Genomic DNA, 25,490 nt, shown 5'->3' with positions numbered 1-25,490 from the left:
ATAAACGCTTCGGCCGGACACCTGTGGGGTGTCCGGCCGGAGAAACTTCTAGATCTCGCCGCGCAGTTTGGCGAGCGCTTCGGCGAGGATCGCTTCACCGTCGGCGTCGCTGCGCCGTTCCCGTACATAGGCGAGGTGCGTCTTGTACGGCTCGGTGCGCGGCGGGTCCGGCGGATTGTCCCGGTCCTGACCGGCCGGGAATCCGCAGCGCGGGCAGTCCCACGTCTCCGGAACCTGCGCGTCACTGGCGAAGCTCGGCACCGTCTCGTGCCCGTTCGAGCACCAGAAGGAGATGCGCAGGCGGGGCGCGGACTCGCCACGCTCGGCCTCACCCATCGGCCCCGCTCCGACCCGGCTTCCCCGGATCGCGTTGCCACTTGCCACGGTCGTAACTCCCTGCGTGATGGTGCCGCAAAGCATCGAGAGGCAGCTCCGCTGCCGGGCGCCCCAGTCTACGTAAGGCCCAACGCGCGTCCAGTGAAGGGAGTTACCCCCTGCCGCCGGGCGCGGAACCCATGATAGGCCGCGCCCGCGCCGCCGTACCGTGCGTACGGTCAGCTGTCCAGCTTCAGCACCAGGCCGAGAACGACAATGCACGCGAACCACAGCAGACCGACAACCACGGTGATGCGGTCGAGGTTACGCTCCGCGACGGAGGAACCACCGACGGACGACTGCATTCCGCCACCGAACATGTCGGAGAGGCCGCCGCCCTTCCCCTTGTGCATCAGCACCAGCAGCATCAGCAGCAGGCTGAAGACGATGAGGGCGATCGAGAACCCCATAACCACGGCTGGACCAACTTCCTCGGACTGACAGGACCGACAGGACTGAAAACGAACACTGAGAACGAACGACGCAGAACGAACAGCACGAAACGAACGACGGGGACCGACCGGGCTCCTCCGGTACACATAGTCGCGCTACGCGTACGCGGACCTTGCCCATTCGGCCCCCGCCAGGGTACGACGGATCCGTGCTACCGCATACTCACTGGTCGCGGAAGCGCACGATCTTGACGAACTCGTCGGCGTCCAGCGCCGCGCCGCCCACCAGGGCGCCGTCCACATCGGGCTGCGCCATGATCGCGGCCACGTTCCCGGACTTCACCGAGCCGCCGTACTGGATCCGGACCTTGTCGGCCAGCTCCCGCGAGTACAGCTCGGCCAGCCGGCCGCGGATCGCCCCGCAGACCTCCTGGGCGTCCTCCGGGGTGGCGACCTCGCCGGTGCCGATGGCCCACACCGGCTCGTACGCGATCACGACGGACTCGGCCTGGTCGGCCGGTACGTCCTTGAGACCGCCGTCGAGCTGGTTCAGCGTGTGCTCGACCTGCCGGCCCGCCTTGCGGACGTCCAGGCCCTCGCCGACGCAGAGGATCGGGGTCAGACCGTGCTTGAACGCGGCCTTCACCTTGGTGTTGCAGATCTCGTCCGTCTCGGCGTGGTACTGCCGTCGCTCGGAGTGGCCCACGGCGACGTAGGCGCACTTCAGCTTCGCCAGCATCGGGCCCGAGATCTCGCCGGTGTACGCACCGGAGTCGTGCGCCGAGATGTCCTGGGCGCCGTACTTGATCTTGAGCTTGTCGCCGTCGACCAGGGTCTGTACGGACCGCAGGTCGGTGAAGGGCGCCAGGACGGCGACCTCGACGGCGTCGTAGTCCTTGTCGGCCAGCGCGAAGGCGAGCTTCTGGACGTGCGCGATGGCCTCAAGGTGGTTGAGGTTCATCTTCCAGTTGCCCGCCATCAGCGGGGTACGGCCGGCCTTTTCGGATGAAGCAGTCATACGGGGGTCAGTCCTCCAGTGCCGCGAGGCCGGGGAGCGTCTTGCCCTCGAGGTATTCGAGGCTCGCGCCGCCACCGGTCGAGATATGGCCGAATGCCTTCTCGTCGAAGCCCAGGATCCGGACGGCGGCGGCGGAGTCGCCACCGCCGACGACGGAGAAGCCCGGGGAGTCGACGAGCGCCTGGGCGACGGCCTTGGTGCCCTCGGCGTAGTCGGGGTGCTCGAAGACGCCCATGGGACCGTTCCAGAACACGGTCTCCGCGTCGGCGAGCTTCGAGGCGTACAGACGGCCGGTCTCGGGGCCGATGTCCAGGCCCATCTGTCCGGCCGGAATGGCGTCCGCGGCCACGGTCGTGGGGTGCGCCGGCGCCTTGGTCCCGAGGTCCGGGAACTCCGGGGCCACCAGGACGTCCACGGGGAGCACGAACTCCACCCCGCGCTCGTCGGCCCGCCTCAGATACTCCTGGACCGCCGGGATCTGGTCCTCCTGGAGCAGCGAGGAGCCGGTCTCGTGGCCCTGCGCCTTCAGGAAGGTGAAGACCATGCCGCCGCCGACCAGGATGCGGTCGGCCTTCTCCAGGAGATGGTCGATGACCGCGAGCTTGTCGGAGACCTTGGCGCCGCCGAGGACCACGGCGTAGGGCCGCTTGACGTCGTCGGTGAGCTTCTTGAGGACACCGACCTCGGTGGCGATCAGATAGCCCGCGGCGTGCGGCAGGCGGGCCGGCAGGTCGTAGACGGAGGCGTGCTTGCGGTGCACCGCCCCGAAGCCGTCGCCCACGTAGAGATCGGCCAGCTCGGCGAGCCGGTCGGCGAAGGCGCCGCGCTCGGCGTCGTCCTTGGAGGTCTCGCCCGGGTTGAACCGGAGGTTCTCCAGGACGGCGACCTGGCCGTCGGCGAGGGCCGCGACCACGGCCTTGGCGGACTCGCCGACCGTGTCGGCCGCGAACGCCACGTCGGCGCCCAGGAGTTCACCGAGGCGCGCGGCGGCGGGGGCGAGCGAGAAGGCGGGGTCCGGGGCGCCCTTGGGACGGCCCAGGTGGGAGGCGACGATCACCCGGGCGCCCGCCTCGGCGAGCCTGGCGACCGTCGGCTGTACGGCCCGGATACGGCCGTCGTCGGTGATGGTGGTGCCGTCGAGCGGCACATTGAGGTCGGCGCGGACGAATACCCGCTGTCCGGCGACCCCTTCTGCGAGAAGTTCGTCGATCGTCTTCATCTGCTGCGGGACTCCTTGAGATGTCTGGACAGGCCAACAGGGCTCGAACGGCGCCGCTTGTGCGCCGGCCGAACCCTGTCGCTCATACCGAGATGCCTACCGGCCCTGAACTCAGCTGCCCTGGATCAGAGCTGGCCGCCGACGAAGACGGTCAGGTCGACCAGACGGTTGGAGTAGCCCCACTCGTTGTCGTACCAGCCGATGACCTTGACGTTCTTGCCCTGGACCATGGTCAGGGAGGAGTCGAACGTGCAGGAGGCGGGCCAGTTGACGATGTCCGAGGAGACGATCGCGTCCTCGGTGTAGTCGAGGATGCCCTTGAGCTGACCCTCGGCGGCCTTCTGGAACGCGGTGTTGACCTCGTCCTTGGTCACCTCGCGCTCCAGCTCGATGACCAGGTCGGTGACGGAGCCCGTCGGGACCGGGACGCGCATCGCGATGCCGTCGAGCTTGCCCGCCAGCTCCGGGATCACCAGGGCGGTGGCCTTGGCGGCACCGGTGGTGGTCGGGATGATGTTCTCCGCGGCGGCCCGCGCACGGCGCAGGTCGCTGTGCGGGAAGTCCAGGATGCGCTGGTCGTTGGTGTACGCGTGGACCGTCGTCATCATGCCCTTGACGATGCCGAAGTTCTCCAGGAGAACCTTGGCCATCGGCGCCACACAGTTGGTGGTACAGGAGGCGTTCGAGATGACGTGGTGATTGGCCGCGTCGTACTTGTCCTGGTTGACGCCCATCACGATGGTGATGTCCTCGTCCTTGGCCGGAGCCGAGATGAGGACCTTCTTGGCGCCGCCCGCGATGTGCTTCGAGGCGTCGGCCTTCTTGGTGAAGATGCCGGTCGACTCGATGACGATGTCGACGCCCAGCTCACCCCAGGGGATGTCGGCCGGGTTGCGCTCCGAGAGCACCTTGATGGTGTGGCCGTCGACCGTGATCGTGTCGGCGGTGTGGGTGACCTCGGCCTTGAGGCGCCCCAGGATGGTGTCGTACTTCAGCAGATGCGCCGTGGTCGCAGTGTCACCCAGGTCGTTGACAGCCACGATCTCGATGTCTGCACCCTGCTCCAGCAGCGCGCGGAAGTAGTTACGACCGATGCGGCCAAAGCCGTTGATGCCTACGCGGATCGTCACGAACCGATCTCCTCGTTGGTACGCCGGTTTTCGACGCCGGCGAGTTGTATGGGATGTCCCCGACCGCCTATGACCCTACCTCTCCGCGGGCCGCGTGGTGACATCGAGTGGCCACCCGATCCGCCGGCGGCCCGTTCCCGTCGATACGGGGTGACGAGCCGCCGCGGACCCGGTGACCGGCCCCCGGCGAGGAGCGGTCCTCACGGTCCCGCCTGCCCTCCCGGGCGGACGGCGCCGCTTGAGGACAGGCCCTAGCGTCGCAGGGCGCGCAGCGCCTTGCCGAGCAGCGTCGCGCGCTCCCCGGCGTCCGGCACATGCTCCAGACCGAAGCCGAACAGCACGGTGTTACGCGTAGTGACGGACGCGTACGAGGTGAACAGCTCCTGGGAGCGCGCCCAGTCGCCTTCCACGACCGGGCTCCCGGCCGGCGCGCCGGGCGTGGTCCAGGCGCCGAGGGAGGTCTCGAAGCCCTCGGTCTCGCGGTCCGCGCCGCCCACGACGAGCTTGGCGTCGTCCGCGAACAGCCCGAGCCCGCCGCTGCCGGGGTCGCTGATGTAGCTGAGCGAGATCTCGGCCTTCTTGCCCGCGTAGGCGCTCAGGTCGAAGGAGACCTGCCGCCAGCCGTCCGAACTGCCGGTGAAGCTGTTCCAGGAGCCGCTGGTCCCGGTCGCCGTGCAGCCGTCCGCGCCGAGGGTCAGATAGTGGCCGAGGAAGGGATGGCCTTCGAGGTAGAACCCCGCCTCGCACTCGGTGGGGACGGCCGCGCTGGTCGCGCCGCCGGCCTCGGGAAGGGTGGTCCAGTCCTCGGCCCCGGCGGTGCGGGCCTCCAGGGCGGCGTGGTCGTACCCCTGCTCCGTGTTCCAGTTGAGCGCGAAGCGGAGCGCGGGCTTGTCCGCGGCGGTGACCCCGGTGAGGTCGACGGTGCGGGTGAGCCTGCTCCACTCGTTGTCCTGGTGCGGGACCGCCGCCATCCACTCGCCGGCGTACGGGGCGTACGGGTTCGAGACCCCGGTGTACGAGCCCGACTCGGCGCTCCTGAACTGCGGGAACTCCTTCGGGTCGAGGATGTCGGAGGTGACGGTGTAGGCGCCCGCGGGGTCCAGCGGGTTGCCGGGCAGCCCGGCGAGCGATCCGGCCGCGCCCCCGAGCGCTCCCTTACCGGTGAAGCCGGTGGCGCCCGACGTGGACGAGCGTCCGTACGCGCCCAGGTAGTACTGGCTGAAGTCGTCGGTCACGGTCCGTCCGACCTGGGCGTTGCCGCCCGCGCGCCGTCCTGCCTCGATCAGCTTGCCGCCCTCGTTGAGGAAGGCGCGCAGGGCCAGCTGTGTGGGGCCGCCCGGGGCGGCCGTGCCGGTGTAGTGGACCGCGGTGGAGAAGTGGCCGAGGACGCCCAGCGGGTGCGGTGCGCCCTGGGTGGCGACGTCCCAGACGGCGGCGGTACGGCCGTTGGCGCGCAGGGCGTCGGTGTACGCGCGGAGCTGCTGCGCCGGCGCCCCCTCCTCGGCGATCACGAGCGTGTCGGCGCGGGGGCGTTCGGCCACGGTGTAGCGGAAGTGCTCACTGGACGTGGACTTTCCGCTCCTGGTCCGTCCGGTGAACCAGACCTCGACGGTGTCACCCGGACGAGCGTCCTCGATCTCGGCGCGGTACTCGTCGAAGTGGAGGTTGTCCTCGCCTCCGTAGGTCTCGCCGCCCTTCCACGCCTTGAGGTCCTCGTCGTGCGTACGGCCCCCGTTGACGCGGTAGTTGAGCTCCTTGTCACGGACCGACCTGCGGGCGGTGACGGAGACCTCCTGGTCGGCGCCGCGCGCGTACGAGGTGGTGAACGGGTCGGGGGTGAAGTCGGGGGCGGTCAGACCGACCGGGGAGGAGGGCTGGTCGGGGTGGGCGGCGGTCTCGGCGACGGAGAGCGCGAAGGGGACGTTCTTGGCGAACTCGTCCTGGATCAGCTTCTCGTCGTCGGGGAAGTTGAAGCCGGACCGGCAGTCCCTGGCCTCCCAGGCGTCGTCCGGGTCGACGGCGGACGCGGTCTGACAGGTGGTCATCTCCGGGGTGAACATCATCGTTCCGTTGACGTTCGCCGCGTGCCCGTCGGCCTCGCCGTTGGTGGTGTACAGCTCGGAGGAGACCTGCGGGTAGTAGCCGGGGACCGCGGGGTTCTCGGGGGTGCCTGCGAGCGCCTTGTAGAGCACGTCGTCGGGTGTCGGGGTGGCGACCTGCCAGCCCACGCCGTAGAGCAGCAGTTCGGCCGCGGAGTGGTAGTTGATGCCGTAGTCGAAGCCGATGCGCTTCTGGAAGCGGTCGATCGCCTGGGTCTCGGGCTCGGAGCCCGGCCCCGCGCCGCGGTAGGTCTCGCTGGCGGGCCGGGGCGACGAACCCTCGTCGTCGTAGCCCCACTTGTAGGGGAAGTTCCGGTTGAGGTCGACCCCGTCGCCGGAGGTGAGCTTCCCGTCGCCGTCCACGTCCCGGAGGTTCTTGCGCCACAGCCGGGCGCTGTCCGAGCTGTGCGTGTAGTCGTAGCCGTCGGGGTTGGCGGAGAGGACGAACCACAGTTCGGTGGAGTCGACGATCTTGGTGATCCGCCGGTCCTTGCCGTAGTTGTCGATGTAGTGGTGCATCAGCCGGCGCGTCATCTCGGGAGTGATCCACTCCCTGGCGTGCTGGTTGGACATGTACAGCACGGACGGCTTGGCCCCGTCCTTGGTCGTCCGGGCCCCCTTGCTGAGCTTGAGGGCCAGGATGTCCTGGCCGTTGAGGGTCTTGCCGATGGAGACGACCTTGGCGATCCGGGAGTTGGCCTGTCCCGTCTCGACGATCTCCTCCCGCAGGTTGCCCGCGCCGCTGTACGGGCGGAACACCCCGTCCCCCGCCGCCCGCAGCCGGGCGCCCGCCTTCGCGGACACCTTCCGTTCGGTGGCCTCGACACCCTGCTGCGCGAGGGCGCGTGCCTGCGCGTCGGTGAGGAACAGCTCGACGTTCGCCGTCCCCTTCTCGGGAGCACGCTCCGTCAGCTCGTGGGCGTCCTGACCGGCCGCGAGAAGCAGCGGTATCTGCTCCTTGGTGACCTCGGCGTCGAAGACCTTCACGGCGTCCGCGCCCGGTGCCGCCTCGGCGCCCGGCGCGGATCCTGGCCGTGCCTGGGCGGTCGGCGCCGCCGTGATGCCCGCCAGCAGCAGCGCGCCCGCCGCGAGGATCGATCCCGCTCTTCGTCTCATGTGCCCCCCTTGCTGTTGTCTGCCACATCCGTGGACAGACGCCAGGCTCACCACCCTCCATGATCATGTCAAGGGTGTATCGAGGGGTGGTGAAATGCCTGCTGCCGACACCTATTCGGTGCCGGCAGCGGGCAGTTGGGGATGACAGGGGACGGCGCTACTCTCGCGACACGCGCTAGGTCCTGTCCGGTCTATCTTCGTGGATCAGCCCGGGACGTCTGGCGCGGTGGATCGCAAGGCGGAGGATCGGCCTCGTACCGGAGGTACTTGGCCGACTCCGACAACGCGGCGAGGCGCCGTGCCAGGCGTTCCGGGCCCACGAAGATCGGCCGGACAGGGCCTAGCCGACGAGACCGTCGGCCAGGTCCTCGCTCAGATTGGACTCCGTGCCCGGAATCCCGAGGTCCTGTGCCCGCTTGTCGGCCATGGCCAGCAGCCGCCTGATCCGGCCCGCGACCGCGTCCTTGGTGAGCGGCGGGTCGGCGAGCGCGCCCAGCTCCTCCAGCGACGCCTGCTTGTGCTCCATCCGCAGCCGGCCCGCGGCGGCGAGATGCTCGGGCACCTCCTCGCCGAGGATCTCCAGCGCACGCTGCACCCGGGCGCCCGCCGCGACCGCGGCCCGCGCCGACCGGCGCAGATTCGCGTCGTCGAAGTTGGCGAGGCGGTTGGCCGTGGCGCGGACCTCGCGGCGCATCCGCCGCTCCTCCCACGCCAGCACCGACTCATGGGCGCCGAGCCGGGTCAGCAGCGCGCCGATCGCGTCGCCGTCCCGTACCACCACCCGGTCCACCCCGCGCACCTCACGCGCCTTGGCGGCGATCTGGAGCCTGCGGGCGGCACCGACCAGCGCGAGGGCCGCCTCGGGCCCCGGGCACGTCACCTCCAGCGAGGAGGAGCGGCCCGGCTCGGTGAGCGAGCCGTGTGCCAGGAACGCGCCGCGCCAGGCCGCCTCCGCGTCACAGGTGGCACCGGAGACGACCTGGGGGGGCAGTCCGCGGATCGGGCGGCCACGGCCGTCGACCAGTCCGGTCTGCCGGGCCAGCTGATCACCGCCCGTAATCACCCGTACGACGTAACGGCTGCCGCGGCGCAGTCCGCCCGGGGCCATCACGACGAGCTCGGAGTTGTGCCCGAAGATCTCCAGGATGTCCTTCCGCAGCCGGCGCGCGGCGATGCTGGTGTCCAGCTCCGCCTCGATCACGATGCGGCCGCTCACCAGGTGCAGCCCGCCCGCGAACCGGAGGATCGCCGAGACCTCAGCCTTCCTGCAGCACGTCCGGGTGACGGGGAGGCGGGCGATCTCGTCCTTCACCGCTGGCGTCATCGCCATGGGCCGATCCTTCCATGCATCCGAAAAATACGGTCGTACGCGGCTGCCAACAGCTCCGGATCATGGACCGGGGAACTGTCGGGCGCTGCCACCGGCGCCAGCTCGACCGCGGCACCGAACCGCTTGGCGGCATCGGAGAGTGAATCGCGGTCGGGCACGGCGGCCTGGTCGGCCAGCACCACGTCCAGGGCGAGTTTAGGGGCGTGTCGCCCCAAAACCTCCAAATGACGCTGCGGTGAGAAGCCTTCGGTTTCACCGGGTTGCGGCGCGAGGTTCAGCGAGAGGACCCGGCGCGCCTTCGTCTCGACGAGCGCGTCGAGCAGTTCGGGCACCAGGAGATGGGGGATGACCGAGGAGAACCAGGAGCCGGGGCCGAGCACCACCCAGTCGGCGTCGAGCACCGCGGCGACCGCCTCGGGGACGGCCGGCGGGTCGTGCGGCACCAGATGGACGGACTGCACCTCACCGCGGGTGAGCGCGACGGTGGCCTGGCCGCGCACGGTGTCGACCTGGTCGGGGCGCGCCGGGTCGTGTCCCCGTACGAGCGCCTGGAGCTCCAGCGGTACGGCGGACATGGGCAGCACCCGGCCGTGCGCCCCGAGGAGCTTGCCGACCAGGTCGAGGGCCTGCACATGGTCGCCCAGCTGCTCCCAGAGGGCGACGATCAGCAGATTGCCCACCGCGTGCTCATGGAGGTCGCCCTTCGACTGGAAGCGGTGCTGGATCACCCGCGCCCAGGTCTGGCCCCAGTCGTCGTCGCCGCAGAGCGCCGCCAGGGCCTTGCGCAGATCGCCGGGCGGCAGGACGCCCAGCTCCTCCCGGAGGCGACCGCTGGAGCCGCCGTCGTCGGCGACGGTCACGACGGCCGTGAGGTCGCCGGTGATCCGGCGGAGCGCCGCGAGGGACGCGGACAGGCCCATTCCGCCGCCGAGCGCGACGACCTTGGGCTGGGCGCCGCGCCCCCGGGACGACAGCGCCGGGACGCCCTTGCGCAGCCGGCGCATGCGGAAGGTGCGTCCGGTCACTCGCGCCCCATGTCCCGGTGGACGACGACGGTCTCGATGCCTTCGGAGACGAGGCGCGCGCCGAGCTTCTCGGACATGGCGACGGAACGGTGTTTGCCGCCGGTGCAGCCGACGGCGACGGTCACATAGCGCTTGCCCTCGCGGCGGTAACCCGAGGCGATCAGCTGGAGCAGCTCGGTGTAGCGGTCCAGGAACTCCTTGGCGCCCGGCTGGTTGAAGACATACGCGGACACCTCCTCGTTGAGCCCGGTGAAGGGCCGCAGCTCGGGGACCCAGTGCGGGTTGGGCAGGAAGCGGCAGTCCACCACCAGGTCGGCGTCGACCGGCAGGCCGTACTTGTAGCCGAACGACATGACGGTGGCCCGCAGCTCCGGCTTCTCGTCCCCGGCGAACTGGGCGTCCATCTTGGCGCGCAGTTCATGGACGTTGAGGCTGGAGGTGTCGATCACCAGATCCGCGTCGCCGCGCAGCTCGCGCAGCAGCTCCCGCTCGGCCTCGATGCCGTCCACGATCCGGCCGTCGCCCTGGAGCGGGTGCGGGCGGCGTACGGATTCGAAGCGGCGCACCAGCGCCTCGTCGGAGGACTCCAGGAAGACGACCCGCCGGGTCACCTGCTTGGCGTCGAGGTCGGCGAGGGACTCGCGGAGGTTGTCGAAGAACCGCCGCCCCCGTACGTCGACCACGACGGCGATCCGCGCCACATTGCCCTGCGAGCGGGCGCCGAGCTCCACCATGGTGGGGATCAGCGCGGGCGGCAGATTGTCCACGACGAACCAGCCGAGGTCCTCCAGACACTTGGCCGCGGTGCTGCGGCCCGCGCCCGACATACCGGAGATGATCACCAGTTCGGGGATGGCCGCCTCGACGGCGTCACCCGTCTCATTTGTGGTGCCCGTACTCACGTGCCCTGCTCCGTCCCGGTCGTGCTCAGTCATGCGTGCTGCCCCCGTTGTCTTCCATGATCTCTCCTGTTGCCGTGTTCACGGCGGGTGCGGCCGGGGCCGCCTTGGCGAAGGCCACGACGACGGACTCGGCCGTTTTGCGTCCCACGCCCGGAACCTCACAGATCTGGTCGATTGTCGCCTGCCGCAGCTTCTTCACCGAGCCGAAATGCTTGATCAGCGACTGTTTCCGCGACTCGCCGAGGCCGGGCACATCGTCCAGCGGGCTGGACCTGACGCGTTTGGCCCGCTTGGCCCGCTGGTACGTGATGGCGAAGCGGTGCGCCTCGTCCCGTACGCGCTGGAGCAGATAGAGTCCCTCGCTGGAGCGTGGCAGGACCACCGGGTCGCTCTCGTCCGGCACCCAGACCTCTTCGAGGCGCTTGGCGAGACCACAGACGGCGACATCGTCGATGCCCAGCTCGTCCAGGGCCCGCTTGGCCGCCGCGACCTGCGGCTGCCCGCCGTCGACGACGACCAGCTGGGGCGGATAGGCGAAGCGCTTGGGGCGGCCGTCGTCCTCACGTCCGGGCTGTTCCAGCCGGTCCAGTCGCTCCAGCCCGTCCAGGGGGCCGACCCCGGCCAGGGGCTCACCGGGCTCTCCGGACTCCGCGGGCCCGGCTGAGGACTCCCCGGGCTCACCAAGCTCCCCGGGCTCCAGCGGCTCCTCGGGCCGGTCCTGCCCTTCGGGCCACTCCCCGGTCCGCTCCTTCTCCTGGAGGTAGCGCCGGAAGCGCCGCCCGATGACCTCGTGCATCGACCGGACGTCGTCCTGTCCCTCGAAGGTCTTGATCTGGAACCGGCGGTATTCACCCTTACGGGCGAGGCCGTCCTCGAAGACCACCATGGACGCCACGACATCGTCACCCTGGAGATGCGAGATGTCGAAGCACTCGATACGCAGCGGCGCGCTGTCCAGACCGAGGGCCTCCGCGATCTCCTCCAGGGCCCGGGAGCGGGTGGTGAGATCGCTGGCGCGCTTGGTCTTGTGCAGGACCAGGGACTGCTGGGCGTTGCGCCCGACCGTCGCCATCAGGTCCTTCTTGTCGCCGCGCTGCGGAATCCGCAGCGAGACATGGGATCCGCGGCGCTCGCTGAGCCACTGGCCGACGGCCTCCGCGTCCTCCGGCAGGGCGGGGACGAGCACCTCCTTGGGGACGGCGTCCCCGCGCTCCTCCCCGTACAGCTGCTGGAGGGCGTGCTCGACGAGCCCCGCCGTCTCCACGGCCTCGACCTTGTCCGTGACCCAGCCACGCTGGCCGCGGACCCGCCCGCCGCGGACGTGGAAGATCTGTACGGCGGCCTCCAGCTCGTCCTCGGCCACGGCGATGAGGTCGGCGTCCGTGGCGTCGGCGAGCACCACCGCGTTCTTCTCCATCGCGCGGCGCAGCGCGCCTATGTCGTCGCGCAGCCGGGCCGCCTTCTCGTACTCCATCTCCTCGGCGGCGTCGGTCATCCGCTGCTCCAGGCGACGGATGTACGTGCCGGTGCGGCCGGCCATGAAGTCGCAGAACTCCTCGGCGAGTTCGCGGTGTTCCTCGGGGGTGACCCGGCCGACGCAGGGCGCCGAGCACTTGCCGATGTAGCCGAGGAGGCAGGGGCGGCCGGTCCGCGCGGCGTTCTTGAACACCCCGGCGGAGCACGTCCGTACGGGAAACACACGGAGCATCAGATCGACGGTCTCGCGGATGGCCCACGCGTGTCCGTAGGGGCCGAAGTAGCGCACGCCCTTCTTCTTGGCGCCGCGCATCACCTGGACCCGGGGGAACTCCTCGTTCAGCGTGACGGCGAGGAACGGATAGCTCTTGTCGTCGCGGTACTTGACGTTGAAGCGGGGGTCGTACTCCTTGATCCAGGAGTACTCCAGCTGGAGCGCCTCGACCTCGGTGGAGACGACGGTCCACTCGACGGACGCCGCGGTGGTGACCATGGTGCGGGTACGCGGGTGCAGACCCGCGAGGTCCTGGAAGTAGTTGGCGAGCCGCTGACGCAGGCTTTTCGCCTTCCCGACATAGATCACCCGCCGGTGGTCGTCACGGAACCTGTAGACCCCCGGCGAGTCGGGGATCTGTCCCGGCTTGGGGCGGTAGCTGGAGGGGTCGGCCATGCCGTCCACCCTACTGTCGGGGACCGACAGCAGGACCGCGCCGGGGGGTACCGCGACGGCTCTTGGGCCCGGCGGGTCTCTCAGGCCCGGGGGGCTCAGGCCCGGGTGGCTCTCAGGCCCGGGAGGCTCTCAGGCCCGGGGGCCCGCGATGAGCTTGCCGCCCTCCGCCGTGACCGGGACCTCGGGCAGCGGCTCGGTCGCCGGACCCTGGAGCGCCTTGCCGCTGGTGACGTCGAACTTGCTGCCGTGGCACGGGCAGTCACCCACCGTGCCCTCCAGCTTCTCCAGGAGGCAGCCCGCGTGGGTGCACTGCGCGCTGAACGCCTTGTACTCGCCCTTCGCGGGGCAGCTCACCACCAGTCGCTGCTCCCGGTAGAGCTTCGCGCCGCCGACCGGCACCTCCGCCGCCGCGCCGAGGTCGACCGGTGCGGTGGGGGTGGGGTTCTCGGCGTGACCCAGCTTCGACTCGGTGGAGCAGGCCGCCACCCCCAGTCCGGCCGCACCGGCGAGCGCGGCGCCCTTCAGCACGGTGCGACGAGCGGCGGACGGGCCGGGCATGGGTGTCTCCACTGGGTCGGGGGCCGGTGACAGCCGGGGTCGGTGACATACGCGACGATACCGGGGCCGTTCCGGCGGCTCTTCAGCGGCTGCCCCGCCGGTGGCGCACGCCGTCGAGGAACGTCCCGACCGCCGCCCGGAAGCCCTCCGGGTCCTCGGTCCAGGGCAGGTGTCCGGCGCCCGCCAGCGTCGTCCTGGTCACGTCGGGGAGCGCGCGCTCCAGCGAGTCCACGGACCAGCGGGGCCGGATGTCGCCCTCCCCGTCCACGATCAGTACGGGGACACGCAGCGCCGCGCACCGCTCCCGCAGTCCGTGGGTGGCCGAGGGCCGCTTCAGCTCCGCGCCGATGGCGGCGTTGCACGCGTAGTTGACGCCGAACCACGGGGTCGCCATGGCCTCGGCGTGTGCCCGCGCGCGATCGCGGTCGGCGAAGTCCACCGACCACTGGAGGACCGCGTACTCCCTGTCCTCCGCGTCCGTACGGCCGTCGCCGCGCTCACGCAGCTCCTCCCAGCGCTCCCGCCGGCCGGGGCGCTCGCCGAGCCTGCGGCGGAACGCCTCCTTGTACGCCGGATGCCAGGTGGAGTCGTCGTCGATGCCGGTGCCCGAGACATAGATCAGCGCGCCGACCCGGGCGGAATGGGCCAGCGCGTATTCCAGGGCCAGCCGCGCGCCCCAGGAGTGGCCCAGCAGCGTGACCCGCTCCGGCCCGAAGTGGCGCCGTACGGCTTCGAGGTCGGCGATCGAACGGGCGGTGCTGTACGGGCCCGAGCGCTGGGAGCGGCCGCAGCCGCGCTGGTCCCAGCGGTACGCCGGGGTGCCGGGGAGCAGGGCGGCCGGCTCCTCCAGGGTGTCCCAGAGGCCCGGCCCGCCGTGGCAGAGGATCACGGGCTCGCCGGCGCCGCCGCCCGTGCGCGTGGCCCAGAGCCGTACCCCGTCGTCCGTCGGAACCGTCTCGTCCCGGCCCGTCCCGTCCACCGCCGTCTCGTCCATCCCAGGATTGTGCCGAGTCCGGGAGCGACGGGACAGCCGTGGGTGACGAGGCGACACGAGGCGTGAGCGCCCCCGGGCCCCGGTCGGGCCCGGCGCCCCCGGCCCCGGGCACCCCCGGGTCAGGCGCGGCGCGAGCGTGCGGTGGTCTTCTTCGCCGCCGCCTTCGCCGGTGCCTTCTTGGCCGCCGTCCTGCGGGTGGTGGCCTTCTTCATCGGCGCCGCGTCGCTGATGCTCTCGGCGTCGAGGATCTCCCGCAGGAACTTTCCGGTGTGGCTGGCCGGGACTCCGGCCACCTGCTCCGGGGTGCCCTCCGCGATCACCAGACCGCCGCCGTTGCCGCCCTCCGGACCCATGTCGATCACCCAGTCCGCCGTCTTGATGACGTCCAGGTTGTGCTCGATCACGATCACCGTGTTGCCCTTCTCGACCAGTCCGGAGAGCACCGTGATCAGCTTGCTGATGTCCTCGAAGTGCAGACCGGTCGTCGGCTCGTCCAGGACGTAGACCGTGCGGCCGGTGGACCGCTTCTGCAGCTCGCTCGACAGCTTCACCCGCTGCGCCTCGCCGCCCGAGAGGGTCGGCGCGGACTGGCCGAGCCGGACATACCCGAGGCCGACCTCGTTGAGCGTCCTGAGGTGCCGCGAGATCGTCGGGACGGCCTCGAAGAAGTCCAGGGCCTCCTCGATCGGCATGTCCAGCACCTCGGCGATGGACTTGCCCTTGTAGTGGACCTCCAGGGTCTCCCGGTTGTAGCGGGCTCCATGACAGACCTCGCACGGGACGTAGACGTCCGGCAGGAAGTTCATCTCGATCTTGATCGTGCCGTCGCCCGAGCAGTTCTCGCAGCGTCCGCCCTTGACGTTGAAGGAGAAGCGCCCGGGGAGGTAGCCGCGGACCTTGGCCTCCATCGTCTCGGCGAAGAGCTTGCGGACATGGTCGAAGACACCGGTGTACGTGGCCGGGTTGGAGCGGGGCGTACGGCCGATGGGCGACTGGTCGACATGGACGACCTTGTCGACCAGATCGTCGCCGTCGACCCGGGTGTGACGGCCGGGCACCGACTTCGCGCCGTTCAGCTCGCGCGCCAGATGCGTGTACAGGATGTCGTTGACCAGCGTCGACTTACCGGAGCCCGAGACTCCGGTGATGGCCGTGAACACACCCAGCGGGAACGACACGTCGATGTCCCGCAGATTGTTCTCCCGGGCGCCGTGCACGGTGAGCTGCCGGCCCGGGTCGATCGGCCGGCGGATGCCCGGGGTCGGGATGGCCTTCTTCCCGGAGAGGTACTGGCCGGTCATCGACTCCTTGTTGGCCAGCAGCCCCTTCAACGGTCCCGAGTGCACGACCTTGCCGCCGTGCTCACCGGCGCCGGGGCCGATGTCGACCACCCAGTCGGCCACCTTGATGGTGTCCTCGTCGTGCTCCACGACGATCAGGGTGTTGCCCATGTCCCGCAGCCGGACCAGGGTCTCGATCAGCCGGTGGTTGTCCCGCTGGTGCAGACCGATCGACGGCTCGTCCAGGACGTACAACACCCCGACCAGCCCCGAGCCGATCTGCGTCGCGAGCCGGATCCGCTGGGCCTCGCCGCCGGAGAGGGTCCCGGCCGCGCGGTTCAGCGAGAGGTAGTCCAGGCCGACGTCGACCAGGAACTTCAGCCGTTCGTTGACCTCCTTGAGCACCCGCTCGGCGATCTTCTTGTCCCGGGCGTCCAGCCTGAGCTCGCCCAGGAAGTCGGCGCAGTCGCTGATCGACAGCGCGGCGACCTCGGCGATGGACTTCTCCATGACCGTGACCGCGAGGACGATCGGCTTGAGGCGGGTGCCCTCACAGGTCGGGCAGGGCACCTCGCGCATATAGCCCTCGAAGCGCTCCCTGCTCGTGTCGCTCTCCGCCTCCGTGTGCCGCCGCTTGACGAAGGAGACCGCTCCCTCGAAGGCGGGGCTGGTGTAGGCGCGCTCACGGCCGTACCGGTTCCGGTACCGGACCTCGACCTGGGTCTTGTGGCCGTACAGCAGGGCCTTCCTGGCACGCTGCGGCAGTCCGGCCCACGGGATGTCCGTACGGAACCCGAGGGCCTTGGCGAGGCCGCCGATCTGCCGTCCGAAGTACTCCTTCGTATGGCCGTGGGACCAGGGGTGGATCGCGCCCTCGTCGAGTGACTTGTCCTCGTCGGGAACGATCAGCTCCGGGTCGACCTCCATGCGCGTACCGATACCGGTGCAGTCGGGGCAGGCGCCGAACGGCGAGTTGAAGGAGAAGGAGCGGGGCTCCAGCTCCTCGAAGGAGAGATCGTCGTACGGGCAGTACAGATGCTCGGAGTACATCCGCTCGCGCTCGGGGTCGTCCTCGGGGAGGTCGACGAAGTCGAGCACGACCATGCCGCCGGAGAGACCGAGGGCGGTCTCGACCGAGTCGGTCAGCCTGCGCTTGGCGCTGTCCTTCACCGTGAGGCGATCGACCACCACCTCGATGGTGTGCTTCTCCTGCTTCTTGAGCTTGGGCGGCTCGCTGAGCTGGATCGTCTGCCCGTCGACCCTGGCCCGGCTGTACCCCTTCGTCTGAAGATCGGAGAAGAGGTCGACGAACTCGCCCTTGCGCTCACGGACGAGCGGCGAGAGGACCTGGAACCGGCTGCCCTCGGGCAGTTCGAGCACCCGGTCCACGATGGCCTGCGGCGACTGCCGGGAGATCGGCCGGCCGCACTCGGGGCAGTGCGGCTTGCCGATCCTGGCGAAGAGCAGCCGGAGGTAGTCGTAGACCTCGGTGATCGTGCCGACCGTCGAGCGCGGGTTGCGCGAGGTCGACTTCTGGTCGATGGAGACTGCCGGGGAGAGCCCCTCGATGAAGTCGACGTCCGGCTTGTCCATCTGACCGAGGAACTGCCGGGCGTACGAGGAGAGGGACTCCACGTACCGGCGCTGTCCTTCGGCGAAGATCGTGTCGAACGCGAGAGAGGACTTGCCCGACCCGGAAAGCCCGGTGAAGACGATGAGGGAGTCACGGGGGAGGTCGAGCGACACGTTCTTGAGATTGTGCTCGCGCGCGCCACGGACGATGAGACGGTCGGCCACGCCTGTCCGCACCTTTCTGGAGAGAAGCAGGGGCGGAGCCCCCTTCCCACACTAATGGGGGTCGCCAGAACGAATGGATTGCCAAGTGGTGGATTGCCGGGCTTCGGAGCGCCGGGCGGGATTCCTACATGCCAGGATGCCTCTTCCGAGCTTATAGCACGCGCATTCGATTTACGGCCGCCCTTCACCGTCTTCACCCGATCGAGTGGCGGCGCTATCGTCGGCGCCATGATCGATCACGAGCGTGACCTGGCGGCTGTACGTGAAGCGACGGACCGGCTCCTCAGCGCAGCCGCCCGACTGGACAACGCGGCCCTCGCCGCGCCGTCACGGCTCCCGGGCTGGAGCCGGGGACATGTGCTGGCACATCTCGCCAGGAACGCGGACGCACTGGTCAATGTGCTCGAAGGCCGGCCCATGTACCGCGACGCCGAAACCCGTGACGCGGACATCGAGCGGGACGCGTCGCGCCCGCTGGAAGTCCAGCTCGCCGATGTACGTAACACCGCCGACGGCTTCCAGCATTCCGCGGCCGCGCCCGCGGACTGGACGCGCGTCGTCACGATGCGCAACGGCGTCACGGACGTGGCGGCCCGCCTCCCGTTCCGCCGGCTGATCGAGATCGAGCTGCACCATGTCGATCTCGGTATCGGCCACGAGCTGGAAGATCTCTCCGAGGAGTTCGTCGAGCGCGAGACCCGCTTCCTCGTGGAGCGCTTCTCCGGGAACGCCGCCGTCCCGCCGCTGGTCCTGACCACGCCCGACGGACGGAGCCGGCGCACGGGCCGTACCGAGGGCACCGCGCTCGCCGTGAGCGGACCCGCCGCGGACCTGATGGGCTGGCTCGCGGGCCGCAGGGACGGCGCCGCCCTGAAGTCCCCGGACGGCCCCCTCCCCGTACTGCCCCCGCTATAGGCTGATCCGTATGACGTACAGCGGAACGGTGAAGGTCGGCGGACCGGCGGATGTGCATGAACTGCCCGCCCTGATGATCTCCAAAGTGGCCGTGGGGCCGATGGACAACAACGCCTATCTGCTGCGCTGCCGGGCCACCGGCGAGCAGCTGCTGATCGACGCGGCCAATGACGCCTCCACGCTGCTGACCCTGATCGGCGACGACGGCATCGCGTCGGTCGTCACCACACACCGCCATGGCGACCACTGGCAGGCCCTGGCCGAGGTCGTGGCGGCCACGGGCGCGCGGACGTACGCGGGGCGGTACGACGCCGAGGGCATCCCCGTCCCCACCGATGTCCCGGTCGAGGACGGGGACACGATCCGCGTCGGTGAGATCGAACTCACCGCCCTGCATCTGGTGGGTCACACCCCGGGTTCGATCGTGCTGGTCTACGACGACCCGCACGACCACGCGCATCTGTTCACCGGCGACTGCCTGTTCCCCGGCGGCCCCGGGAGGACCGGGACCCCGGCGGACTTCACGAGCCTGATGGACGGGATCGAGACCAAGATCTTCGGGGCCCTGCCGGACGAGGCGTGGATCTACCCCGGGCACGGCAACGACTCCACTCTCGGCGCCGAGCGCCCGCAGCTCGCGGCCTGGCGGGCGCGGGGCTGGTGACGGCCGGTCCGGTCCTCCGCTGACGCGAGAGAGGGGGCGAGCGGCAGTTCCGCCGCTCGCCCCCTCTCCGTTGCGCCCGTTCCGTGAGGATCAGGCCGAACCGCGAGGATCAGGCCGTTCCGTGAGGATCAGGCCTCGATGCTGTCCTTGTCCTTGCTGTCCTTGCCGCCATCCGTCCCGGCGGCGACCGCGTCGCGCTCCGCCTGCTTCTTCGAGGCGATCAGGCTGGTGATCGTGGTGACGATCAGGACACCGCAGATGACCGCGAGCGAGACCGGAATGGAGATCTCGGGGACATTCACCCCGGTCTCATGCAGCGCGTGGAGCACCAGCTTCACACCGATGAAGCCCAGGATGACCGACAGGCCGTAGCTGAGGTGCACCAGCTTCTTGAGCAGCCCCCCGATGAGGAAGTAGAGCTGCCGCAGACCCATCAGCGCGAAGGCGTTGGCGGTGAAGACGATGTACGGGTCCTGGGTCAGACCGAAGATCGCGGGGATGGAGTCCAGCGCGAACAGCACGTCGGTGGTGCCGATGGCCAGCATGACCACCATCAGCGGGGTCAGGATCCGCTTGCCGTTGTTCCGGATGAAGAGCTTGGTGCCGTGGTACTTGTCGGCGACCCCGAAGCGCTTCTCGATGGACTTCAGGAGACGGTTCTCCTCGAACTCCTCTTCCTCGTCGTCCGAGCGCGCCTCCTGGATGAGCTTCCAGGCGGTGTAGATCAGGAACGCGCCGAAGATGAAGAAGACCCACGAGAAGCTGGCGATGATCGCGGCGCCGGCCGCGATGAATATCGCGCGCAGGACCAGGGCGATCAGCACACCGATGAGCAGCACGCGCTGCTGGAGATGTGTGGGAACCGAGAACTTCGCCATGATCAGGACGAAGACGAAGAGATTGTCGACACTGAGCGACTTCTCGGTGATGAAGCCGGCGAAGAACTCGCCGGACGCCTGGCCCGTCCCGAACACCATCAGGCCGAGGCCGAACAGCGCGGCGAGGGCGATCCAGACGACCGTCCAGATACCGGCTTCCTTCATCGACACGTCATGGGGCTTGCGCCCGATGAAGAAGTCGACAGCGATCAGGGCGGACAGACCAAGAATGGTCAGCACCCAGAGATTCATGGAAACGTCCACTGTGCCTCCGGCTTCGTACGGCTACAAATCAGCGTCGTCGCTGCCGGAGGTCTCTTCCACCCGGGCGGCTTCCGCCGCTCCCCGGGCCGACGCCCCGGGATCGATGGCGATCCGTATTGACGGGCACGTCGCGATGTGGGAGTACTCCCCTCCGCTGCCAAGAAGAGTACAGGAAAGACCAAGGAAAGGTAAAGAAAGAGGTAAACGATCGCCAAGTGCGCAGGTCAGAGGGGATCAGCGACGCCACGTACGGCGAGCGGACGCCACCTGTTCCAGCACCTGGAGGAGCACCCGGCTGCGCGGCGGCACCGCCGGTGGCTCGTAGGTCCATGCGTGGCCGACCCAGGGATCGGCGAGGTGATCGTCCGGGACGGGGGTGACCCGGAGCAGCGTCCGCCAGAGCGGGTCCAGCACCGGCCCGTACCCGCTCGCGTCCTCGCGGTCCGCGACCATCAGCAGGTGCACGCCGACGGCGGGCCCTTCGTCGGCGAGATAGCGCAGCTGGGTGACCGCGCGGTCGTCGAAGCCGTGCGGGAAGTCATTGACGATCAGCAGCTGCTCGGCGGTGTCGAGACCGGGCGGCAGGGATTCGGCCGCCCCGGCGCGAAGCGCCATCTGCACCAGATCCACCCGCTGGGTGAGCGCCGCGAGGACGGTCGCCACTCCCCCGGCGCCCGTCGCGGGCGGCTGGTCCAGCACCCCGGACGCGGTCAGCGGGGCCAGTGAGCGCGCCCCCGAGCCGGCCGGGTCGATCACATGGACGGTGAACTCTCCGGGCGGGTAGACGGCCAGGAGCCGCGCGGCATGGGCGACCGCGGTGTCCATGGCCAGCCCGCGCAGCTGGGCGTCGTCCATCATCAGCGCGGCCTCGGAGCCGGAGCGACCGCTGTCGACCCAGAGCCCGCGCTCCAGGGGCAGCCGCACCAGCATCGGTATCCGCAGGTCGGGGCGCTCGGGCAGATGGACGTCGCCGAGGCGGAGCGCCATCGGGATCTCCATCGGAACGCGGTAGCCGTGCCAGACGGGGTTGTCCCAGCGGGCGTAGGCGTGCGGCAGCGCGGGCTCGACGACCTCGGACTCGGCGACGAGCTGGGCGAGATCGCGGTCGAGGGCCTCGCGTGCCTGGCCGGCGAGCTGGTCGTGCTTGGCGCGGGCGGCCTCGCGGGCGGCGTTTCCCGCTCCGCCGATGCGCAGGCGGGGGTCGGAGAGGACACCGTCCAGCTCCTGGTCGAGCCGCGACTCGGCGAAGTCCATGGCGCTGCGGTACGCGGCGACCGTACGGGCCAGGTCTTCGAACATGCCCCAGACCTGGTTGTAGAGGCGCTCGTCCATGGACCAGCCCGTGGCGTCGCCCGCGACGGGACGGGGCGGCCGGCCCGGCTGCGCGGGGCCCGTGGCCGGGGGCGGAGTCGGAGGCGTCGAGGTACGGCGGCCCGGGTGTGTGTAGTTGACCGCCCCGCCCGCGCCGCCCACATCGCCCGTCCCGCCCGTGCCCGGCTGCGGGCCTCCGGGCGGTGGCGGTCCGGACGGCGACGGCCCGGCGGACGGCACGGTGTCGGGCGCGGACTGCGGTGCGGGGGCGGGCCCCGGGGCCGGGGGCAGCCCTTCGGACCTGCGCCGCCTGCCGTCCGTCGCGCCCGGCAGGGGTGTCTGTACGGCGCTGGCCAGATGACCGGCCACCGCCTCGTGGATACCGGCGGCGAAGACACGGGCCTGCGACAGGCCCTGGTCGCCGAAGAGCTCGGCGAGGCCGCCCGCGTACCCCTGGCCGACGGCCCTGACCTTCCAGGCGCCCTGGCGGCGGTACAGCTCCAGGGCCACGACGGCGGTCTCGGAGTCCAGCCCGGTGAGGGTGAAACTGGCGACCTCCACGCCCTCGGTGGAGGTGACGGCCGCGAAGGGGGCCGCGGTGGCGCCGAAGCGGTCGGGACCGCCGACGCCCTCGGGGAGAGCGAGCAGAGCGCGCACCAGATGCACACGCGGGGGCAGGGCGTCGAGATCGACATGGAAGCGCAGGCCCGCGGCGGCCTGGCGGGACACCTCGATGCCCGGGAGCGAGGGCGAACCGGGGTGGACGATCCACTCCGTGCCGCCGACGGTGCCCTGGGCGTCCGCGAGCGTGGCGCAGGCCATGACCGGTGTGCCGGCCGTCACCCGGATCTCCAGTCGGGTGTGGGGCAAGGGGTGGTTCTGCCCCCGGACCAGCTCGGCCGTCATCGCCTCTGTCCCCTCATCGGTTACGCGTCGGTGTTCAGGTGTGGGTGTACAGCTCTGTACGGGTGTTCCGGTGCCGGCTGCTCAGGCGCCCGTGTCCGGATGCCCAGGTGCGGGGGTGAGGGTGTGCGGTGCGAGGTCGGAGGCGCGGCAGCCCCCGGTGGCCTGCGCCGGCCTCCGGGAGCTGCGCGTACGGGACGACGACGTCGCCGCGTCCTACAGATGCGGGAAGTCGCCGCGTCCTACAGATGCGGCAGGATCGACGGCATCAGGTCCTGGAACGTACGGCCGTTGGCCGGGTTGCCGAGGGCCGTCATCTGCCAGCCGGAGCCGACGCGGTGGACCTTCGCCATGATCTGCGCGGTGTACTGGCCCCCGCCGTCGAGCGTGTAGCGGGCCAGCTCCTGGCCGTTGGTCTCGTCGACGATGCGGCAGAAGGCGTTCTGGACCTCCTGGAACGTCTGGCCGGTGAAGGAGTTCACCGTGAAGACGATCTGGTCGATATGGACCGGGATCCGCTGGAGGTCGACGAGGATCGCCTCGTCGTCACCGCCCTGGCCCGCGCCGCCGACGAGATTGTCGCCGGTGTGCCGTACCGAGCCGTCGTCGCTGACGAGATGACGGAAGAAGACCACGTCGACCGGCTGCTTGTCGGCGAACAGCACCGCCGAGGCGTCCAGGTCGATCTCGCGGGTACGGGAGCCGAACAGGCCCCGGCGCGGGGCGGCCTGCCAGCCGAGCCCCATGCGCACCGCCGTCAGGGTGCCGCCGCCCTTCTTCTCCAGGCTGATGGCCTGACCCTTGGTCAGATTGACGCCAGGGCCTCCGGGCGCGCCGCCCTTGGATACGTCCGCCACGCGCTGTCCCCTCTCGAATGGTTCCCCCGCAACCGTCCGTATGCGGTTGCGCAGCACCCTACGCAGTCACGCGGACAGCGCAGGAGACGTGGACCGTTTTTGTGTCGGTCTTGCAACACACCAGGTGTCCCGGTGTGTCAGGCGAGCCCCGCCTCCCTCATCTGCCGCAATTCCTTCTTGAGTTCGCCCACTTCGTCGCGCAGCCGCGCGGCGATCTCGAACTGCAACTCGGCGGCGGCGGCCCGCATCCGGTCGGTCATCTCCTCGATGATCCCGGCCAGTTCGGCGGCGGGCCGGTCGGTGAGCACCGCGCCCGCGGTCCCGGCCTTGCCGCCCTTCGCGGACTTCGCCCCGAGCGAGGGAACCGGGGCCTTGGCCGGCTTGCCGTCCTTCGACTGCCGGTAGCCCGTGCCGAGCAGGGCCTCGGTGTCGACCTCCTCGCGCGCGATGGTCGCCACGATGTCGTTGATCTTCTTGCGGAGCGGCTGGGGGTCGATACCGCGCTCGGTGTTGTACGCGATCTGCTTCTCACGGCGCCGGTTCGTCTCGTCGATCGCCTGCGCCATCGCCGGGGTGATCTTGTCCGCGTACATATGGACCTGCCCGGACACATTGCGCGCGGCCCGGCCGATGGTCTGGATCAGTGAGGTGCCCGAGCGCAGGAAGCCCTGCTTGTCGGCGTCGAGGATCGCCACCAGGGAGACCTCCGGGAGGTCGAGGCCCTCACGCAGCAGGTTGATGCCGACGAGGACGTCGTACTCACCGGCGCGCAGCTCACGCAGCAGCTCGACCCGGCGCAGGGTGTCCACATCGCTGTGCAGATACCGGACCTGGATGCCCAGCTCCAGGAAGTAGTCGGTGAGGTCCTCGGCCATCTTCTTGGTGAGCGTGGTCACCAGGACGCGCTCGTCCTTCGCGGTCCGCTCGCGGATCTCATGGACCAGATCGTCGATCTGGCCCTCCGTGGGCTTGACGACGACCTCGGGGTCGATCAGGCCGGTGGGACGGATGATCTGCTCCACGAAGCCGTCGGAGCGGGACAGTTCGTATGTCCCCGGAGTCGCGGAGAGATAGACGGTCTGGCCGATCCGCTGCTGGAACTCCTCCCACTTCAGCGGGCGGTTGTCGAGCGCGGACGGCAGCCGGAAGCCGTGGTCGACCAGCGTCCGCTTGCGGGACGCGTCCCCCTCGTACATCGCGCCGATCTGCGGCACGGTGACATGCGACTCGTCGATGACCAGCAGGAAGTCCTCGGGGAAGTAGTCGAGGAGCGTGTTGGGCGCGGAGCCGGGCGCGCGGTCGTCGAAGTGCATCGAGTAGTTCTCGATCCCCGAGCAGGAGCCGATCTGGCGCATCATCTCGATGTCGTACGTCGTGCGCATCCGCAGTCGCTGTGACTCCAGCAGCTTGCCCTGCTTGTCCAGCTCGGCCAGCCGGGTCTCCAGCTCCCGCTCGATGCCGTTGACCGCCTTCTCCATGCGCTCGGGGCCGGCCACGTAGTGGCTCGCCGGGAAGATGTACAGCTCGTCGTCGTCGCTGATGACCTCGCCGGTGAGCGGGTGCAGCGTGGAGAGCGCCTCGATCTCGTCACCGAACATCTCGATACGGACGGCCAGCTCCTCGTAGACCGGGAAGATCTCGATGGTGTCGCCCCGGACCCGGAAGGTGCCCCGGGTGAACGCGAGGTCGTTGCGCGTGTACTGGATGTCGACGAAGCGGCGCAGCAGCTGGTCCCTGTCCAGCTCCAGGCCGACCTTCAGCGGCACCATCCGGTCCACGTACTCCTGGGGCGTACCGAGGCCGTAGATGCAGGAGACCGAGGCGACGACGATCACGTCGCGCCGGGTGAGAAGGGAGTTCGTCGCGGAGTGGCGCAGCCGCTCCACCTCCTCGTTGATGGAGGAGTCCTTCTCGATGTAGGTGTCCGACTGGGGGACGTACGCCTCGGGCTGGTAGTAGTCGTAGTACGAGACGAAGTACTCGACGGCGTTGTTGGGCAGCAGCTCGCGGAATTCGTTGGCCAGCTGGGCGGCGAGCGTCTTGTTCGGCGCCATCACCAGCGTGGGCCGCTGGAGCTTCTCGATCATCCAGGCGGTCGTCGCCGACTTTCCCGTGCCGGTCGCGCCGAGCAGGACGACGTCCTTCTCGCCCGCGCGGACACGCCGCTCCAGGTCGGCGATGGCCGTCGGCTGGTCGCCACTGGGCTGGTAGGAGCTGACGACCTCGAAAGGCGCCACCGTACGTTCGATCTTGGAAACGGGCCGCATGGATCCACCGTACGACCCCGCACTGACAGTGGGGCGATGAGCGGCGCCGG

Annotated in this window: 19 protein-coding genes; 2 read left to right on the top strand and 17 right to left on the bottom strand. The window is 69.8% G+C overall.

What is annotated here, in order from left to right:
* Positions 1 to 48: 48 nt before the first annotated feature.
* From ACIOGX_RS10170 to uvrA, 13 genes are all read right to left on the bottom strand, one after another.
* Positions 49 to 384 carry an RNA polymerase-binding protein RbpA gene (locus tag ACIOGX_RS10170; RefSeq protein WP_078615979.1) on the bottom strand — a complete coding sequence of 112 codons (336 nt, stop codon included), beginning with the start codon at positions 382 to 384 and terminating at the stop codon, positions 49 to 51.
* A 170-nt stretch (positions 385 to 554) separates the two neighbouring features.
* Entirely contained in the window at positions 555 to 785 is a 231-nt protein-coding gene (gene secG / locus ACIOGX_RS10165; protein WP_030353663.1) for a preprotein translocase subunit SecG, read from the bottom strand.
* A 205-nt stretch (positions 786 to 990) separates the two neighbouring features.
* Complete coding sequence (gene tpiA / locus ACIOGX_RS10160; RefSeq protein WP_356517158.1) at positions 991 to 1,785, bottom strand: triose-phosphate isomerase; 795 nt, start codon at positions 1,783 to 1,785, stop codon at positions 991 to 993.
* A 7-nt stretch (positions 1,786 to 1,792) separates the two neighbouring features.
* Entirely contained in the window at positions 1,793 to 3,004 is a 1,212-nt protein-coding gene (locus ACIOGX_RS10155; RefSeq protein ID WP_356517156.1) for a phosphoglycerate kinase, read from the bottom strand.
* A 125-nt stretch (positions 3,005 to 3,129) separates the two neighbouring features.
* A complete protein-coding gene (gene gap / locus ACIOGX_RS10150; RefSeq protein ID WP_401911819.1) occupies positions 3,130 to 4,134 on the bottom strand; it encodes a type I glyceraldehyde-3-phosphate dehydrogenase in 1,005 nt (334 codons plus the stop codon).
* Positions 4,135 to 4,385: 251 nt separating this feature from the next.
* A complete protein-coding gene (locus ACIOGX_RS10145) occupies positions 4,386 to 7,349 on the bottom strand; it encodes a M14 family zinc carboxypeptidase (protein WP_401911816.1) in 2,964 nt (987 codons plus the stop codon).
* 340 nt (positions 7,350 to 7,689) lie between these two features.
* Complete coding sequence (gene whiA / locus ACIOGX_RS10140) at positions 7,690 to 8,679, bottom strand: DNA-binding protein WhiA (protein ID WP_030353658.1); 990 nt, start codon at positions 8,677 to 8,679, stop codon at positions 7,690 to 7,692.
* Positions 8,670 to 9,704, bottom strand: a complete 1,035-nt coding sequence (gene yvcK / locus ACIOGX_RS10135; protein WP_129769584.1) for a uridine diphosphate-N-acetylglucosamine-binding protein YvcK — start codon at positions 9,702 to 9,704, stop codon at positions 8,670 to 8,672. Before yvcK ends, whiA begins: the two co-directional genes overlap by 10 nt.
* Entirely contained in the window at positions 9,701 to 10,639 is a 939-nt protein-coding gene (gene rapZ / locus ACIOGX_RS10130; RefSeq protein ID WP_356517150.1) for an RNase adapter RapZ, read from the bottom strand. The genes yvcK and rapZ overlap by 4 nt, the downstream gene beginning before the upstream one ends.
* Entirely contained in the window at positions 10,632 to 12,752 is a 2,121-nt protein-coding gene (uvrC, locus tag ACIOGX_RS10125; RefSeq protein ID WP_401911811.1) for an excinuclease ABC subunit UvrC, read from the bottom strand. Before uvrC ends, rapZ begins: the two co-directional genes overlap by 8 nt.
* Positions 12,753 to 12,881: 129 nt before the next feature.
* Positions 12,882 to 13,310 carry a Rieske (2Fe-2S) protein gene (locus tag ACIOGX_RS10120; RefSeq protein ID WP_356517147.1) on the bottom strand — a complete coding sequence of 143 codons (429 nt, stop codon included), beginning with the start codon at positions 13,308 to 13,310 and terminating at the stop codon, positions 12,882 to 12,884.
* Between the two features lie 82 nt (positions 13,311 to 13,392).
* A complete protein-coding gene (locus ACIOGX_RS10115; RefSeq protein ID WP_401911808.1) occupies positions 13,393 to 14,304 on the bottom strand; it encodes an alpha/beta fold hydrolase in 912 nt (303 codons plus the stop codon).
* 119 nt (positions 14,305 to 14,423) lie between these two features.
* On the bottom strand, positions 14,424 to 17,381 hold the full coding sequence (gene uvrA, locus ACIOGX_RS10110; protein WP_401911806.1) for an excinuclease ABC subunit UvrA: 2,958 nt from the start codon (positions 17,379 to 17,381) through the stop codon (positions 14,424 to 14,426).
* Positions 17,382 to 17,609: 228 nt separating this feature from the next.
* Here uvrA and ACIOGX_RS10105 point away from each other — a divergent pair, with 228 nt between their 5' ends.
* Entirely contained in the window at positions 17,610 to 18,296 is a 687-nt protein-coding gene (locus ACIOGX_RS10105; RefSeq protein ID WP_401911803.1) for a maleylpyruvate isomerase family mycothiol-dependent enzyme, read from the top strand.
* A 10-nt stretch (positions 18,297 to 18,306) separates the two neighbouring features.
* Entirely contained in the window at positions 18,307 to 18,960 is a 654-nt protein-coding gene (locus tag ACIOGX_RS10100; protein ID WP_401911800.1) for an MBL fold metallo-hydrolase, read from the top strand.
* Positions 18,961 to 19,088: 128 nt separating this feature from the next.
* Here the strand turns inward: ACIOGX_RS10100 and ACIOGX_RS10095 are convergent, their stop codons facing one another.
* The 4 genes from ACIOGX_RS10095 to uvrB all read right to left on the bottom strand — a co-directional run bounded on the left by ACIOGX_RS10095 (position 19,089) and on the right by uvrB (position 25,440).
* A complete protein-coding gene (locus ACIOGX_RS10095) occupies positions 19,089 to 20,102 on the bottom strand; it encodes a TerC family protein (protein ID WP_356507455.1) in 1,014 nt (337 codons plus the stop codon).
* Positions 20,103 to 20,336: 234 nt separating this feature from the next.
* Positions 20,337 to 22,319 (bottom strand): TerD family protein, encoded by a 1,983-nt coding sequence (locus ACIOGX_RS10090; RefSeq protein WP_401911797.1) that lies wholly within the window; start codon positions 22,317 to 22,319, stop codon positions 20,337 to 20,339.
* A 239-nt stretch (positions 22,320 to 22,558) separates the two neighbouring features.
* Positions 22,559 to 23,125 carry a TerD family protein gene (locus ACIOGX_RS10085; RefSeq protein ID WP_030353647.1) on the bottom strand — a complete coding sequence of 189 codons (567 nt, stop codon included), beginning with the start codon at positions 23,123 to 23,125 and terminating at the stop codon, positions 22,559 to 22,561.
* Between the two features lie 185 nt (positions 23,126 to 23,310).
* The gene (gene uvrB / locus ACIOGX_RS10080) at positions 23,311 to 25,440 is read right to left on the bottom strand and encodes an excinuclease ABC subunit UvrB (RefSeq protein ID WP_383973946.1); all 2,130 of its coding nucleotides are present in this window, start codon (positions 25,438 to 25,440) and stop codon (positions 23,311 to 23,313) included.
* Positions 25,441 to 25,490: the final 50 nt, after the last annotated feature.

Origin of the sequence: Streptomyces sp. NPDC088147 (assembly GCF_044741565.1) — a bacterium.
Lineage (GTDB): Bacteria > Actinomycetota > Actinomycetes > Streptomycetales > Streptomycetaceae > Streptomyces.
Note: the sequence above shows the minus strand (reverse complement) of the source record. Positions and strands in the feature narration are given on the sequence as shown.

Excerpts from the sequence above, each read along its gene's own strand:
- secG (WP_030353663.1), bottom strand. The coding sequence starts at position 785 with ATGGGGTTCTCGATCGCCCTCATCGTCTTCAGCCTGCTGCTGATGCTG.
- tpiA (WP_356517158.1), bottom strand. The coding sequence starts at position 1,785 with ATGACTGCTTCATCCGAAAAGGCCGGCCGTACCCCGCTGATGGCGGGC.
- ACIOGX_RS10155 (WP_356517156.1), bottom strand. The coding sequence starts at position 3,004 with ATGAAGACGATCGACGAACTTCTCGCAGAAGGGGTCGCCGGACAGCGG.
- ACIOGX_RS10145 (WP_401911816.1), bottom strand. The coding sequence starts at position 7,349 with ATGAGACGAAGAGCGGGATCGATCCTCGCGGCGGGCGCGCTGCTGCTG.
- whiA (WP_030353658.1), bottom strand. The coding sequence starts at position 8,679 with ATGGCGATGACGCCAGCGGTGAAGGACGAGATCGCCCGCCTCCCCGTC.
- rapZ (WP_356517150.1), bottom strand. The coding sequence starts at position 10,639 with ATGACTGAGCACGACCGGGACGGAGCAGGGCACGTGAGTACGGGCACC.
- uvrC (WP_401911811.1), bottom strand. The coding sequence starts at position 12,752 with ATGGCCGACCCCTCCAGCTACCGCCCCAAGCCGGGACAGATCCCCGAC.
- ACIOGX_RS10120 (WP_356517147.1), bottom strand. The coding sequence starts at position 13,310 with ATGCCCGGCCCGTCCGCCGCTCGTCGCACCGTGCTGAAGGGCGCCGCG.
- ACIOGX_RS10115 (WP_401911808.1), bottom strand. The coding sequence starts at position 14,304 with ATGGACGAGACGGCGGTGGACGGGACGGGCCGGGACGAGACGGTTCCG.
- ACIOGX_RS10105 (WP_401911803.1), top strand. The coding sequence starts at position 17,610 with ATGATCGATCACGAGCGTGACCTGGCGGCTGTACGTGAAGCGACGGAC.
- ACIOGX_RS10100 (WP_401911800.1), top strand. The coding sequence starts at position 18,307 with ATGACGTACAGCGGAACGGTGAAGGTCGGCGGACCGGCGGATGTGCAT.
- ACIOGX_RS10090 (WP_401911797.1), bottom strand. The coding sequence starts at position 22,319 with ATGACGGCCGAGCTGGTCCGGGGGCAGAACCACCCCTTGCCCCACACC.
- uvrB (WP_383973946.1), bottom strand. The coding sequence starts at position 25,440 with ATGCGGCCCGTTTCCAAGATCGAACGTACGGTGGCGCCTTTCGAGGTC.